The following is a 14,098-nucleotide window of genomic DNA, read 5'->3' on the forward strand; positions in this document are numbered from 1 at the left end:
GCTGCAACTCATGCGTGCACTTCTCGTGGTCAATCCGGCGGCAACCACCACAAGCGCACGTACGCGCGACGTCCTGCTCCACGCGCTCGCGAGCGAGATGAAGCTGGAAGCGGTCACGACCGAGTACAGAGGGCACGCGCGGGACCTCGGCCGGCAGGCGGCGGAGAGCGGGAACGTCGATCTGGTCGTGGCCCTCGGCGGCGACGGCACGGTCAACGAGGTCGTCAACGGCCTGCTCCACACCGGCCCCGACCCGGAGCGCCTGCCCGGTCTCGCCGTGGTCCCCGGCGGCTCCACCAATGTCTTCGCCCGCGCCCTGGGCCTGCCCAACGACGCCGTGGAAGCGACCGGCGCCATCCTGGACGCCCTGCGCGAGGGCCGCGAGCGCACGGTCGGCCTCGGGCTGACCTCCGGGACGCCCGGCACCGAGGACGAGGCCGTGCCCTCGCGCTGGTTCACCTTCAACGCCGGGCTCGGGTTCGACGCGGGAGTGGTCGGGCGGGTCGAGCAGCAGCGGGAGCAGGGTAAGAAATCGACGCACGCGCTCTACGTGCGTCAGGTGGTCCGGCAGTTCCTCGGCGAGCAGCACCGCCGGCACGGGACGATCACGTTGGAGCAGCCCGGCGAGGACCCGGTCACCGATCTGGTGGTGGCCATAGTCTCGAACACCTCGCCCTGGACGTATCTCGGCAATCGCCCGATGTACACGTCACCTAAGGCGTCGTTCGATAAAGGCCTCGACGTACTCGGTCTCAGCCGCCTGTCCAGCGCCGCGGTTGCCCGGTATGGCACGCAGTTGCTCACTTCGTCCCCCGAACGCGGGCCTCATGGCAAGCACGCTGCGGCTCTGCACGACCTGAGTGAGTTCACCTTGCATTCGAAGGTCCCCCTGCCCCTCCAGATGGACGGCGACCACCTCGGACTGCGTACGAGCGTGACGTTCACAGGCGTACGCCGTGCACTGCGTGTGATTGTGTGAGCAGAAAGGGCTGAAGTCCTTTCACTCGAACGTTTAGACCAGGGTCCACCCCATGGAAGTACGGCTGTGACCTAGTCGACACCGAGGAATCAAAAAAAACTTTCCGGAAGGGGTTGTATCCGCCGCTGAGGTTTGCGAGTCTCTACGTGGCGATCGAGACGGCCCGCAACACCGGCCTCCACGGATCACCGGAACCCCTCTTCAATCCACAGGACCTCCGCCAGTGAACCTGGCGTTCGGCCCTTCACTTGTTGAGGGATTCGTGAAAGCGTTCACATTCACAAGCAACCCGCACGTAATACCAAGGAGAGGTAGCAGCCATGGACTGGCGTCACAACGCCGTTTGCCGCGAGGAAGACCCCGAGCTCTTCTTCCCCATCGGCAACACCGGTCCTGCGCTGCTGCAGATCGAGGAAGCCAAGGCCGTCTGCCGTCGCTGTCCCGTTATGGACCAGTGTCTGCAGTGGGCGCTCGAGTCCGGCCAGGACTCCGGCGTCTGGGGTGGTCTCAGCGAGGACGAGCGCCGCGCCATGAAGCGCCGCGCCGCTCGCAACCGTGCCCGTCAGGCCTCCGCCTGACGCCCACCCCGCTAACAGCCTGAGCTTGGCGGCGCGTACAGCGAGTACGCATCTCCCGCCCCCGAGCCGCAGCGCGCAGTACCCCCCGATGCGCATAGCAACGAGCGACTGGCCCCGGACCATCAACTGGTCCGGGGCTCTTTGCTGTTCAGATCCGGGCGGGTACGACCATCCGTGTCCCCGCGCGTAGAGCCCTTCAAGTACAGCTACGCGTGCGGCCGTTGACGCACGCGCGTGTGAAGGTCGTGTGCACGTACGTCACTTGTGCGCCTGCACCGGCACGTCCAGGATCACCCGGGTCCCCCGCTCCGGCCCCGGCACCATGTCGAACGTGCCGCCCAACTCGCCCTCCACCAGCGTCCGTACGATCTGCAGGCCCAGGTTGCCCGAGCGGTGCGGGTCGAATCCCTCGGGGAGGCCTACGCCGTCGTCCTGCACGGTGACCAGGAGGCGGGCCTCCTTCGAGGTGCCGCCGCGGACGGCCGAGACCTCGACCGTGCCCGTCTCGCCCTCGCGGAAGCCGTGTTCGAGGGCGTTCTGCAGGATCTCGGTGAGGACCATGGAGAGCGGGGTCGCGACCTCGGCGTCCAGTATCCCGAAGCGGCCGCTGCGCCGGCCGGTGACCTTGCCCGGGGAGATCTCCGCGACCATCGCGAGCACCCGGTCGGCGATCTCGTCGAACTCCACGCGCTCGTCCAGGTTCTGGGACAGCGTCTCGTGCACGATCGCGATCGAGCCGACCCGGCGCACGGCCTCCTCCAGGGCCTCGCGGCCGCTCTCGGAGTCGATGCGGCGGGCCTGGAGGCGCAACAGGGCGGCGACCGTCTGGAGGTTGTTCTTCACCCGGTGGTGGATCTCCCGGATGGTCGCGTCCTTGGTGATCAACTCCCGCTCGCGACGCCGCAGTTCGGTGACGTCCCGGAGCAGCACCAGCGAACCGATGCGGGTGCCCTTGGGTTTGAGGGGGATCGCCCGGAACTGGATCACCCCGTCGCGTGCCTCGATCTCGAACTCGCGCGGCGCCCATCCGCTGGCGACCTTGGCGAGCGCCTCGTCCACCGGGCCCCGGGTCGGGGCGAGTTCGGCGGTGGTCACGCCCAGCGGCTGGCCGACGAGGTCGGTGGCGAGGCCCATCCGGTGGTACGCGGAGAGCGCGTTGGGCGAGGCGTACTGCACGATGCCTTCGCCGTCGAGGCGGATCAGTCCATCGCCGACGCGCGGCGAGGCGTCCATGTCGACCTGCTGGTTCGGGAACGGGAAGGAACCGGCCGCGATCATCTGCGCGAGGTCCGACGCGCTCTGCAGATAGGTGAGTTCGAGGCGGCTCGGGGTACGCACGGTGAGGAGATTGGTGTTGCGCGCGATGACACCCAGGACGCGCCCGTCCCGTCGTACCGGAATCGACTCGACCCGGACGGGGACCTCTTCGCGCCACTCGGGGTCGCCCTCGCGGACGATCCGGCCCTCGTCCAGGGCCGCGTCCAGCATGGGGCGGCGGCCGCGCGGGACGAGGTGGCCGACCATGTCGTCCTGGTACGAGGTGGGGCCCGTGTTCGGCCGCATCTGGGCGACGGAGACATAGCGGGTGCCATCGCGCGTGGGGACCCACAGGACCAGGTCGGCGAAGGAGAGGTCGGAGAGCAGCTGCCACTCCGAGACCAGCAGGTGGAGCCACTCGAGATCGGAGTCGTCGAGTGCTGTGTGCTGGCGTACGAGTTCGTTCATGGAGGGCACGTCTGCGAGCGTACCCGCCGGTCTGTACCTGTCCTAAAAACACCCGCGGGCCGCGGCGCCTGAGAGGGACCCTCAGCCCTCTCGGCACCGCAGCCCGGAGCAGCAACGGCCACGGGGTGTGCGGTCCCGATCGGCCGATGGATGAGGAGCCGGGGCAGTCAGGGCAGAGAGCCTCGGTTCCTCGGTCCGTCCTCCTGTGCGGGGAGGACGGAGGCTTACGCCTTAACACATTGTGGACTAGACCACATGCGGTGTCCATGCTTTGAAGGACGTTGATGAGCCTAACGGTGTCGGGTCCTGTGCGGGACTGATTGGTCATGGGAATTTCCCTGGCCGCACCACGGACCCGGACTCAGCGGGTCTCCGTCACCTTGGCCAGCGCGCGGGGCGCGTCCGGGTCCTGGCCGCGGGCGATGGTGACCTCGTAGGCCAGGAGCTGGAGCGGAAGGATCTCCAGGATCGGCTGGAGTTCCTCGGGGACGCCCTCGACGGGCAGGACGAAACCGGCCGAGGCCTGCTCGACCTGGCCGGCCGGGCCGATGACGACCAGGTCGGCGCCCCGGCCGCGCAGCCGGTCCAGGACGGGCTGGAGGGCTGCGCCGCCCTTGCCCGCCGTCACGACCGCGATGACCGGGGAGACGTTGTCGACCATGGCGAGGGGGCCGTGCAGGAGGTCGGCGCCGGAGTAGGCGAGGGCGGGGATGTAGCTGGTCTCCATCAGCTTGAGGGCGGCTTCCTTGGCGGTGGGATAGCCGTAGCCGCGCGAGGTGATCACCATGCGTTCGGCGAAGCGGTAGCGGGAGGCGAGGGCGCGGACCTCGTCCTGGCGGGCGAGGAGCTGCTCGGCGAGGTCGGGCAGCGCCTTGGCGGCCGCGCCGTCGCCGCCGCGCAGGCCCTCGACGAAGAGGTAGAGCGCGAGGAGGGAGGCCGTGTACGTCTTGGTCGCGGGGAGGGCCTTCTCCGGGCCCGCCATGATGTCGACGTGGTACTCGGACACGGCGGCCAGCGGTGAGTCCGGGTTGTTGGTCACGGCGACCGTGATCGCGCCGGCCTCGCGGGCGGCCCGGGTCGAGGCGACCAGGTCCGGGGAGCCGCCGGACTGGCTGACGGTGACGACGAGGACGTCGGTCAGGTCGGGGCGGGCGCCGTAGGCCGTGGTCGTGGACATCGAGGTGAGTCCGCAGGGCAGGCCGAGGCGGATCTCCAGGAGGTACTTGGCGTAGAGGGCCGCGTTGTCGGAGGTGCCGCGGGCGGTGAGCAGCACGAAGCGGGGCTTGCGGGCGGCGACCTCCTGGGCGACCTGGCGGATGCGCGGGGCGCCCTCCTCCAGGATGCGGCGCAGGACCGCGGGCTGCTCGGCCATCTCGCGGGCCATGATCCGGCCGGGGAGTTCGCTGTCGGGGGCCGGGGTCGTGGCGGTCATGCGGGGTCCTCCGGAGGTCGGTCGGGCAGTGCTGCGGTGTCCATTTCACCCCCTCTGCGCGAGACGCGCCCCTGTTGGGCGGTTACCGGTTCTCGGACAGGCGGCGAACTCTGGGAGGCAAGGGCCTCCTCTGTTAGATTGGTGCGCGGATTGGTCTAAACCACACAGCTCTTCCGGGTTCCTCGAAGCCCCTCTGCAGAACGGCAGGCCAGCGTGGAAGTTGTCATCGTTCCGGACGCCAAGTCGGGCGGCGAACTCATCGCCGAGGCCATGGCACAGCTGCTCCGGCGCACGCCGGACGCCCTTCTCGGCGTGGCCACCGGGTCGACGCCGCTGCCCATCTACGAAGCCCTCGCCGCCAAGGTCCGCGCCGGGGCCGTGGACACCTCGCGGGCCCGGATCGCCCAGCTCGACGAGTACGTGGGGCTGCCCGCCGAGCACCCGGAGTCGTACCGCTCGGTCCTGCGGCGCGAGGTGCTGGAGCCGCTCGGAATCGGGATGGACGCCTTCCTCGGACCGGACGGGACCGCCGAGGACGTACAGGCGGCGTGCGAGGCGTACGACCGGGCGCTGGGCGAGGCCGGCGGGGTCGATCTCCAGGTGCTGGGCATCGGGACCGACGGACACATCGGGTTCAACGAACCGTGCTCGTCGCTCGCCTCGCGGACCCGGATCAAGACGCTGACCGAGCAGACGCGGGTGGACAACGCGCGGTTCTTCGACGGCGACATCGAGCAGGTGCCGCACCACGTCATCACCCAGGGCATCGGCACCATCCTGGAAGCCCGACACCTGGTCCTCCTCGCGACCGGCGAGGGCAAGGCGGACGCGGTCGCCGCGACCGTGGAGGGACCGGTCGCCGCGGTGTGCCCGGCGTCGGCACTCCAGCTGCACCGGCATGCGACGGTCGTCGTCGACGAGGGTGCCGCGTCGAAGCTGAAGCTCGCGGACTACTTCCGGCACACGTTCGTCAACAAGCCGGACTGGCAAGGAATCTGACGCTGTCTCACATCTGCACAAGCCGGTGCCGGGCCCGCTCGTGGAAGGCCCGGCACCGGTGTGTTCGGGGGGTGTTCCCTGGTCGGGGTCACTCCCCCCGGCTCACGGTCACGCGCCCGCGATGACCTCCGCCGCCGCGTGGCCACAGACGCGGGCCGCGCCGTGAGTCGCGATGTGCAGGGCGCCTCGGGACGGTGCCTGCGGGACGCCCATCTCCACCACCACGGTGTCGGGGCGGGCGGCCAGGAGGGTGTCGAGAGCGGCCGCCATCCAGGGGTGCCGGTGCTCGTCCCGGACCACGGCCACGATGCGCCGCGTCCCCGCCGCCTTCAGGATCACGCCCCCCGCGTCCTCCCCGGCGAACCCGGCCGTCTCCGTGCCGGGCAGGAGCCGGGCCAGTTCCGCGGCCACGCCCCAGGGGGTCTCGTCTCCTACGGCGATGTTGGCGACCGGGGTGAGGAGCGCGACGTACGGCGGTTCGGTGAGCGGGGTGAAGTCCTCGGCACCGGTGACCGTGAGGGCGCGGCGGGCGGCGACGAGACCGATGTCGACGCGCGTCACGCTTCCCGCTGAGGCGGAGCCCGTCCGCTCATCGGGTGCCGATTCCGAAGCGGCAGCGGAAGCCGTCCACTGTGCCAGTCCCCGCACCCGTTCCGCCGCTTCGGCCAGGCGTTCCTCCGGCAGCTCTCCCGACCGCACCGCCCCCACCAGCGCGTCCCGCAGCCGTCGTACCGTCTCGTCGTCCGCGAGGCCGCCGCCCACGCAGATCGCGTCGGCGCCGGCGGCGATGGCGAGGACGCTGCCGCGTTCGATGCCGTAGGTGGCGGCGATGGCCTGCATCTCCATGCCGTCGGTGACGATGAGGCCGTCGTAGGCGAGTTGGCCTCGAAGGAGGTCGGTGAGGATGCGGAGGGAGAGGGTGGCCGGGCGGTCCGGGTCCAGGGTGGGGACCAGGATGTGGGCGCTCATCACCGCGCGGGAGCCGGCGGCGATGGCCGCGCGGAACGGGAGCAGTTCGCGCTGCTCCAGGACCGTCGACCCGGCGTCGATGCGCGGCAGGGCGTGGTGGGAGTCGACCGCCGTGTCGCCGTGGCCCGGGAAGTGTTTCGTGCAGGCGGCGACGCCCGCCGACTGGAGGCCGGTGACGTAGGCCGCCGTGTGCCGGGCGACCAGTTCAGGGTCGGCGCCGAAGGACCGGACGCCGATGACCGGGTTGGAGGGGTTCGAGTTGACGTCCGCGGAGGGGGCCCAGTTCAGGTTCACGCCGCAGGCCGCGAGTCTGCGGCCCAGTTCGTGGGCCACCGCCCTGGTGAGTTCTACGTCGTCCACCGCGCCCAGGGCGTGGTTGCCCGGGAAGGAGGAGCCGGTACGGGCCTCCAGGCGGGTGACGTCGCCGCCCTCCTCGTCGATGGCGACCAGCACGTCGTCCCGCTCGGACCTCAACTGGGCCGTCAGCGACGAGAGTTGCTCGGGTGACGCGATGTTGCGGCCGAACAGGCCCACCGAGGCCAGGCCTTCGCCGAGGCGCCTCAGCAGCCAGTCGGGGGCCGTGGTGCCGGGGAAGCCCGGCTGCAGGACGGTGAGGGCGTCGCGCGTCAGGGTGTCTGTACCGCTGGCGAGTGTCGTCATCGGTGGCGTTATCCCTTCACAGCGCCCGCGGTCAGGCCCGCGGCCATCTTGCGCTGGACGATGAGGAACAGGACGACGATCGGCACGGCCATCATCGTGGCGCCGGCCATCATCGGGGCGTACTCGGTGCCGTGCTTGGTGGTGAAGTTGCCGAGCCAGACGGTCGCCGTCTGGTGCTCCTGGCTGAGCAGCATCAGGGCGTACAGGTACTCGTTCCAGGCCTGGATGAAGCCGTAGACCGAGGTGGCGACCATGCCCGGGGCGAGGAGGGGGAAGACGACCCGGATGAAGGCGCCGGTGCGGGAGCAGCCATCGACCATGGCCGCCTCCTCCAGCTCCTTTGGGATGTTGACGATGAAGCCGCGCAGGGTCCACACCGTGAACGGGAGGATGAAGGTCAGGTACGTGATGATCAGGCCCGAGAGCTTGTCGTACTGGTCGAGGTCGTTCAGGAGCAGGAAGACCGGGATGATCATCGAGACCAGCGGGACCATCTGGACCGCGAGGATGCCGACGATCACGATCTTGCGGCCGCGGAAGGCGAAGCGGGAGATGGCGAGCGCGGCCAGCAGGCCGACGACGACGCCGATCACGACCACCGACAGGGACACGATGAGGCTGCGGCCGACCGGGCCCCAGAAGTCGGCGATGTCCAGCGCCCGGCGGAAGTTGTCGAGCGTGATGCCGGTGGGCAGCAGGCTCGGGTCCGGGTCGATGGCGTCCTTCGCCGGTTTGAACGCCGTGTCGAGCATCCAGTAGAGGGGGAAGCCGACGACGACGAAGACGAGCAGGCCGAGGAGGTTCCAGCCGACCTTGGACTTCCGGCGCCCACCGGTCGGCTTCCGGGGCGCGTCGGTCGTGAGCGCGCTCATTCGACCTCTCCGATCTGAAGCATCTGACGCATGTAGACGGCGACGACCCCGAGCAGCAGCACCACCGTGACCAGGGCTATCGCGGAACCCTGTCCGTAGTCGTTGACGACGAAAGCGCGGTCGTACGAGTAGGTGCTGAGCAGTTGGAAGTCGGCCTCGGGGTGACCGCCGCGCATCACGAACACCTGGGGGAAGACGCCCATGTCCCAGATCACCGACAGGGTCGTGAGCATCACGATGATCGGCTTGAGGATGGGCAGGGTGACGTACCGGAAGACGCCCCACGCGCCGGCGCCGTCGAGGCGGGCGGCCTCCTCCAACTCCTGGGGGACCTGGGTGAGTCCGGCGCTGAGCGTGATGACCACGAAGGGCACCGCGCCCCACACCACCAGCAGCATGATGACGAGGAGGCCCTGCGGTCCGCTGGCGAACCAGTTGTGGCCGATCATGTCGACGCCGGGCAACTTGCTGAGCAGGGCGTTGAAGACGCCGTAGTCCGAGTCGAAGAGCCACTTGAAGACGGTGGTCGCGACGATGACCGGCATGCCCCAACTGGCCACCAGGACAACGTTGATGAGCGTCTTCACCCAGCCGGAGACCTTCTGCTGGAGCAGGGCGAGGGCCATGCCGGCGACCATCGTGAAGATGACCGAGCCGGCCGCGAAGACGATCGTGCGGACGACGACGCCCCAGAACTCGCCGTCGCCGAGGATGCCCGAGAAGTTGTCGAAGCCGATCCACTCGGCGGACTTGAAGCCCCACAGCTGGGACTGGCCAAAGGACTGGAACGACAGGGTGACCAGGCGGACCAGCGGATAGCCCATGACCAGGGCGAGGATGAGCAGACAGGGCGCGAGCAGCAGCCAGGGGATCCCGGTGCCTCTCGACGTCCGCCGTCTGCGGGGTGCGCCGGAGACGCGCGGTGGGGGCGCCTGCCGCGGCGGCGGCACCTTGGCGGGGGTGGTCGTGTCGGCACTCATCGCGCGCTCCTCAGCGATCCCTCAGGTCGTACGGCCGTGCTTCGTACGAGATGCGGGGCCCTGCCCCGAGGACGCACCCGGCGTCCAACAGGGCCCCGCACTCAGGTCACTTGGTGTTGATGACCTTGTCGATCGCGGTGTCCGCGGCCTTCGCGGCGTCCTCGACCGACTGCTTGCCGGTGCCGATGTTCTGCAGCATGGTCTGCAGGACCTGGGCCTTCTCGACCTGGCCCCAGCCCGGTGCCATCGGGACGAACCAGTTGGACTCGGCCGCGGTGGCCGGGACCGCCGTCGCGGGGTCGCTCTTCAGCGTCGCGAGGTCGGTCTTGTTGTTCGGCAGGTTGCCCTTGGCCATCAGGCCCTTCTGGCCGGACGGACCGGTGAAGGCGTTGATCCACTCGGCGGCGAGGGCCTGCGCCTTGGACTTCACCGGAACGGCGAGGTCCGAACCGCCCAGGAACACGGGCATGTTCTTGCCGGACGGGCCGGGCATCACGAAGTTGACGAGGTCGGTCTTCAGCTTGCCGCCGGTCTTGTCGTTCTTCGGGTCGGCGGCGGTCGCGCCCTCCCACGCGGCGGCGAAGATCATGGACGCCTTGCCCTGGCCGTAGACGATGTAACGGTCGGACTCGTCCTTGGTCTTGTCGCCGTGCATGTACTTGTCGATGACCGACTTCCACTCGTTGAGCCCCTTGATGGACTCGGGCGAGGAGAGGCTGGCCTTCCAGTCACTGCCGGACTGGGTGGCGATGGCGCCGCCGGCGTCGTAGACGAAGGACATGGCCGCGTACCAGTCACGGGTGGGCTGGTACCAGGCGCTGAACTTGCTGCCTTCCTTCTTCTGGATCTTGTCCAGGTCGGCGGTCAGCTCGGTGTACGTCGTCGGGGGCGCCTTGACGCCGACCGAAGCGGCGATGTCCTTGCGCCAGTTGGCGACGCGGCCACCGGCGTAGTAGGGGACGCCGTACGTCTTGCCGTCGTAGGTCACGGAGGCCTTGAGGCCGTCGAGCCAGGCGGAGGAGTTGGTGAACTTGGCCGGGTCCACGGGTGCGAAGGCGCCCTTGACCATGTAGCTCAGCATCTCGGTGTTGCCCATCTCGACCACGTCGGGGGCCTTGTCGGTGGCGAGGACCGCGTCGAGCTTGGTGTTCTTGTCCGGCCAGCCGTAGTACTCGTGCTTGATCTTGACGCCCGGGTGCGCCTTCTGCACGGCCGCGTCGGCCGCCTTCACCAGCTGGGGCCAGTTGTTCTGCGCGTCGACGGTGAGCCAGACGGTCAGCTCCTTGGCGTCGGCGCCGCTGTTCGAAGAGCCCTTGTCGTCGTTGCCCCCGCACGCCGCGATGGAGACCATCATGCCCGCGATACCGATCGCGGCTATCAGCTTGCGCTTCACGCCACCCTCCTCAGGGATGCCTGCCACACCTCCCGCCCAAGAGCCGGGACCTGAACCAATGGTGTAGACCAGTACCGGGAGCTTGGACCAGACCACAGAGCCTGTCAAGAGCCCCCGAAACACCCCTGACCAGCCGTTATGCGACCTACATATGCAGGAACCTTTAAGTAAGAAGGCAGCGAAAACAACGGTGCCGGAGTACTCTCTTCCGCTAGACCACTTGGCGCTGTGGACTAGACCAAAAGAGACGGCGACGGTATACAGAGGGGATCACCAAGTGACCCTTGTCCGGAGCCGGGAAGGCGGAGCATGAGCACCGACGTCAGCAGTGCGGAGAACGAGGGTGGGGCCACCGTCCGCACCGCGCGTGTGCCGAAGTACTACCGCCTGAAGAAGCACCTCCTCGACATGACGGAGACGCTGCCGCCCGGCACCCCGGTCCCGCCCGAGCGCACCCTGGCCGCGGAGTTCGACACCTCGCGCACCACCGTCCGCCAGGCACTTCAGGAACTGGTCGTCGAGGGCCGCCTGGAGCGTATCCAGGGCAAGGGCACGTTCGTCGCCAAGCCGAAGGTCTCCCAGGCCCTCCAACTCACCTCGTACACCGAGGACATGCGCGCCCAGGGCCTCGAACCGACCTCGCAGCTCCTGGACATCGGCTACATCACCGCCGACGACACCCTCGCCGACCTGCTCGACATCACCGCCGGCGGCCGGGTCCTGCGCATCGAGCGCCTTCGCATGGCCAACGCCGAACCGATGGCCATCGAGACGACCCACCTCAGCGCGAAGCGCTTCCCCGCCCTGCGCAGGTCGCTCGTCAAGTACACGTCTCTCTATACCGCGTTGGCCGAGGTCTACGACGTCCATCTCGCCGAGGCCGAGGAGACCATCGAGACCTCGCTGGCCACCCCGCGCGAGGCCGGCCTCCTCAGCACCGACGTCGGCCTCCCGATGCTGATGCTCTCCCGCCACTCCCTCGACAAGGAGGGCAAGCCGGTGGAGTGGGTGCGGTCGGTGTACCGGGGGGACAGGTACAAATTCGTGGCCCGCCTCAAGCGCCCGCAGGACTAGTCCGTGGCGCGACTCAAGCGCCCACAGGACTAAGGGACTTACGGAGTTACCGAGGTTGCTCTACGTTCCTCCCGTCGCCGCATGGACGGGAGGACTCCCCGGTGCGTACCGCGAACGTCCGAACCATCGTCGTCTGGACCCTCGTCGCGCTCGTCGGCGCGGCGGGCTGGTCCGTGCTCGCGCTGGCGCGGGGCGAGAACGTGTCGGCCGCCTGGATGGTCGCCGCCGCCCTCGGCTCGTACGCCATCGCCTACCGCTTCTACGCGAAGTTCATCGCGTACAAGGTCCTGAAGGTCGACGGCACCCGGGCCACCCCGGCCGAACGCCTCGACAACGGCATCGACTACCACCCCACCGACCGCCGCGTCCTGCTCGGCCACCACTTCGCCGCGATCGCCGGCGCGGGCCCGCTCGTCGGACCCGTACTCGCCGCGCAGATGGGCTACTTGCCCGGCACAGTGTGGATCATCGCCGGGGTCATCTTCGCGGGCGCGGTCCAGGACATGGTGGTGCTGTTCTTCTCAACCCGGCGCGACGGCAAGTCCCTTGGCCAGATGGCCCGCGAGGAGATCGGCCCGTTCGGCGGCGCGGCGGCCCTGCTCGCCACCTTCGCCATCATGATCATCCTGCTCGGCGTGCTGGCCCTGGTCGTCGTGAACGCGCTGGCCTCCTCGCCCTGGGGCACCTTCTCCATCGGCATGACCATCCCGATCGCCCTCCTGATGGGCTTCTACCTACGGGTACTTCGCCCAGGCAAGGTCTCCGAGGTCTCCCTCATCGGCGTGGCCCTGCTGCTGCTCGCCCTGGTCGCGGGCCGCTGGGTCGCCGAGTCGTCCTGGGCCGGCACCTTCACCCTCGCGCCCTCGACGCTGGTGATCTGGCTGGTGGCGTACGGCTTCGTCGCCTCGATCCTCCCCGTCTGGACCCTGCTCGCCCCGCGCGACTACCTCTCCACCTTCATGAAGATCGGCACCATCGGCCTGCTGGCGATCGGGGTCGTGGTCGCCCTGCCCGCCCTGAAGATGCCCGCCGTCACCGACTTCGCGAAGCACGGCAACGGCCCGGTCTTCGCCGGCTCGCTCTTCCCCTTCGTCTTCATCACGATCGCCTGCGGCGCCCTGTCCGGCTTCCACTCGCTCATCTCCAGCGGCACGACCCCGAAGATGATCCAGAAGGAAACCCAGATCCGCATGATCGGCTACGGCGCCATGCTCATGGAGTCGTCCGTCGCCGTGATGGCCCTGGTCGCCGCGAGCATCATCGACCCGGGTCTGTACTTCGCGATGAACGCCCCGGCGGGCGCGATCGGCACGACGGTGCAGAACGCCTCGCAGGTGGTGAGCAGTTGGGGCTATCACATCTCCCCCGCCGACCTCGCGCAGGCCGCGAAGAACGTCGACGAGGCGAGTCTGCTGTCCCGTACCGGCGGGGCACCCACGCTCGCGGTCGGCGTCTCGGAGATCTTCTCCAAGGTGACCGGCGGGAGCCTGCGCGCCTTCTGGTACCACTTCGCGATCATGTTCGAGGCGCTGTTCATCCTGACCGCGCTGGACGCGGGCACGCGGGTGGGCCGGTTCATGCTCCAGGACATGCTCGGGAACGTCTACCGGCCGTTCAAGAACGTGAGTTGGCGGCCGGGCCTGGCCCTGACGAGTGCGATCGTGTGCGCCCTGTGGGGCTACTTCCTCTGGGTCGGTGTCCACGAACCCCTCGGCGGGATCAACCAGCTCTTCCCGATCTTCGGCATCGCCAACCAGCTCCTCGCGGCGGTCGCGCTGGCCGTCTGCACCACCCTCCTGGTGAAGTCCGGGCGCCTCAAGTGGGCCTGGATCACCGGGATTCCGCTCGCCTGGGACGCGACGGTCACCCTGACCGCGAGCTGGCAGAAGGTGTTCTCCGGCGACCCGAAGGTGGGCTTCTTCAAGCAACGGTCCGTGTTCCAGGACGCGATCGACGCGGGCAAGGTCCTGCCTCCGGCCAAGTCCATGGACGACATGCACACCGTCGTCACCAACTCCACGGTGGACGGGGTGCTTTCGGCCATTCTCGCGGTGCTGGTCGTGGTCGTGATCGCGGACGCCCTTCGCGTCTGCGTTCGACACATCCGCCGCCCCGCGCTCTCCACGCTGAGCGAGACGCCGTACGTCGAGTCGAACATCGTGGCACCGGCCGGGCTGATCCCGACCCGGGAGGAGAAGGAGGAGGTGGCGGCACGTGATGTGGTCGGCGTTCAGGCGGGCGACTAGTGGAGTGCGCTGGTACGTCCGGGAGCTGATGGACGAGTCGGCGTACGACCGGTATGTCGCGCACGTACGCCGGAACCATCCCGAGGCCGAGGTCCCAGGTCGCCGGGGTTTCGAACGCATGCGGACAGACCGCCAGGAGGCCGACCCACGACAGGGATTCCGCTGCTGTTGACGCCCGGGTTGACAGCGAT

General features: G+C 68.8%; 12 protein-coding genes. 6 read left to right on the plus strand and 6 right to left on the minus strand.

Annotation, left to right across the window (positions count from 1 at the left end):
* Positions 1–10: 10 nt before the first annotated feature.
* The gene (locus OG504_RS18875; protein WP_318018745.1) at positions 11–979 is read left to right on the plus strand and encodes a diacylglycerol kinase family protein; all 969 of its coding nucleotides are present in this window, start codon (positions 11–13) and stop codon (positions 977–979) included.
* A 320-nt stretch (positions 980–1,299) separates the two neighbouring features.
* Positions 1,300–1,557 (plus strand): WhiB family transcriptional regulator, encoded by a 258-nt coding sequence (locus OG504_RS18880; RefSeq protein WP_006142322.1) that lies wholly within the window; start codon positions 1,300–1,302, stop codon positions 1,555–1,557.
* Positions 1,558–1,815: 258 nt separating this feature from the next.
* On the opposite strand, the gene OG504_RS18885 is transcribed toward OG504_RS18880, so the two are convergent.
* Positions 1,816–3,282, minus strand: a complete 1,467-nt coding sequence (locus tag OG504_RS18885) for a sensor histidine kinase (protein ID WP_405996373.1) — start codon at positions 3,280–3,282, stop codon at positions 1,816–1,818.
* Positions 3,283–3,643: 361 nt separating this feature from the next.
* Complete coding sequence (locus OG504_RS18890; RefSeq protein ID WP_405990873.1) at positions 3,644–4,714, minus strand: SIS domain-containing protein; 1,071 nt, start codon at positions 4,712–4,714, stop codon at positions 3,644–3,646.
* 213 nt (positions 4,715–4,927) lie between these two features.
* Here OG504_RS18890 and nagB point away from each other — a divergent pair, with 213 nt between their 5' ends.
* Positions 4,928–5,713, plus strand: a complete 786-nt coding sequence (gene nagB, locus OG504_RS18895) for a glucosamine-6-phosphate deaminase (RefSeq protein ID WP_405990874.1) — start codon at positions 4,928–4,930, stop codon at positions 5,711–5,713.
* A 108-nt stretch (positions 5,714–5,821) separates the two neighbouring features.
* On the opposite strand, the gene OG504_RS18900 is transcribed toward nagB, so the two are convergent.
* The 4 genes from OG504_RS18900 to OG504_RS18915 form a co-directional block, all read right to left on the minus strand.
* Positions 5,822–7,342: a glycoside hydrolase family 3 protein gene (locus OG504_RS18900; RefSeq protein WP_405990875.1), complete on the minus strand. Its 1,521-nt coding sequence runs from the start codon at positions 7,340–7,342 to the stop codon at positions 5,822–5,824.
* Between the two features lie 8 nt (positions 7,343–7,350).
* On the minus strand, positions 7,351–8,214 hold the full coding sequence (locus OG504_RS18905) for a carbohydrate ABC transporter permease (RefSeq protein WP_405990876.1): 864 nt from the start codon (positions 8,212–8,214) through the stop codon (positions 7,351–7,353).
* Entirely contained in the window at positions 8,211–9,194 is a 984-nt protein-coding gene (locus OG504_RS18910; RefSeq protein ID WP_405990877.1) for a carbohydrate ABC transporter permease, read from the minus strand. The genes OG504_RS18905 and OG504_RS18910 overlap by 4 nt, the downstream gene beginning before the upstream one ends.
* Positions 9,195–9,300: 106 nt before the next feature.
* Positions 9,301–10,587: an extracellular solute-binding protein gene (locus tag OG504_RS18915; protein ID WP_405990878.1), complete on the minus strand. Its 1,287-nt coding sequence runs from the start codon at positions 10,585–10,587 to the stop codon at positions 9,301–9,303.
* A gap of 309 nt (positions 10,588–10,896) precedes the next feature.
* Here OG504_RS18915 and OG504_RS18920 point away from each other — a divergent pair, with 309 nt between their 5' ends.
* From OG504_RS18920 to OG504_RS18930, 3 genes are all read left to right on the plus strand, one after another.
* Positions 10,897–11,661, plus strand: a complete 765-nt coding sequence (locus OG504_RS18920) for a GntR family transcriptional regulator (RefSeq protein WP_033282079.1) — start codon at positions 10,897–10,899, stop codon at positions 11,659–11,661.
* 101 nt (positions 11,662–11,762) lie between these two features.
* Complete coding sequence (locus tag OG504_RS18925; protein WP_405990879.1) at positions 11,763–13,907, plus strand: carbon starvation CstA family protein; 2,145 nt, start codon at positions 11,763–11,765, stop codon at positions 13,905–13,907.
* Positions 13,879–14,079, plus strand: a complete 201-nt coding sequence (locus OG504_RS18930) for a YbdD/YjiX family protein (protein ID WP_405990880.1) — start codon at positions 13,879–13,881, stop codon at positions 14,077–14,079. The genes OG504_RS18925 and OG504_RS18930 overlap by 29 nt, the downstream gene beginning before the upstream one ends.
* Positions 14,080–14,098: the final 19 nt, after the last annotated feature.

This window comes from Streptomyces sp. NBC_00986 (assembly GCF_045162565.1).
In the GTDB taxonomy this organism is placed as follows: domain Bacteria; phylum Actinomycetota; class Actinomycetes; order Streptomycetales; family Streptomycetaceae; genus Streptomyces.

Excerpts from the sequence above, each read along its gene's own strand:
- OG504_RS18875 (WP_318018745.1), top strand. The coding sequence starts at position 11 with ATGCGTGCACTTCTCGTGGTCAATCCGGCGGCAACCACCACAAGCGCA.
- OG504_RS18880 (WP_006142322.1), top strand. The coding sequence starts at position 1,300 with ATGGACTGGCGTCACAACGCCGTTTGCCGCGAGGAAGACCCCGAGCTC.
- OG504_RS18885 (WP_405996373.1), bottom strand. The coding sequence starts at position 3,282 with ATGAACGAACTCGTACGCCAGCACACAGCACTCGACGACTCCGATCTC.
- OG504_RS18890 (WP_405990873.1), bottom strand. The coding sequence starts at position 4,714 with ATGACCGCCACGACCCCGGCCCCCGACAGCGAACTCCCCGGCCGGATC.
- OG504_RS18900 (WP_405990875.1), bottom strand. The coding sequence starts at position 7,342 with ATGACGACACTCGCCAGCGGTACAGACACCCTGACGCGCGACGCCCTC.
- OG504_RS18905 (WP_405990876.1), bottom strand. The coding sequence starts at position 8,214 with ATGAGCGCGCTCACGACCGACGCGCCCCGGAAGCCGACCGGTGGGCGC.
- OG504_RS18910 (WP_405990877.1), bottom strand. The coding sequence starts at position 9,194 with ATGAGTGCCGACACGACCACCCCCGCCAAGGTGCCGCCGCCGCGGCAG.
- OG504_RS18920 (WP_033282079.1), top strand. The coding sequence starts at position 10,897 with ATGAGCACCGACGTCAGCAGTGCGGAGAACGAGGGTGGGGCCACCGTC.
- OG504_RS18930 (WP_405990880.1), top strand. The coding sequence starts at position 13,879 with ATGTGGTCGGCGTTCAGGCGGGCGACTAGTGGAGTGCGCTGGTACGTC.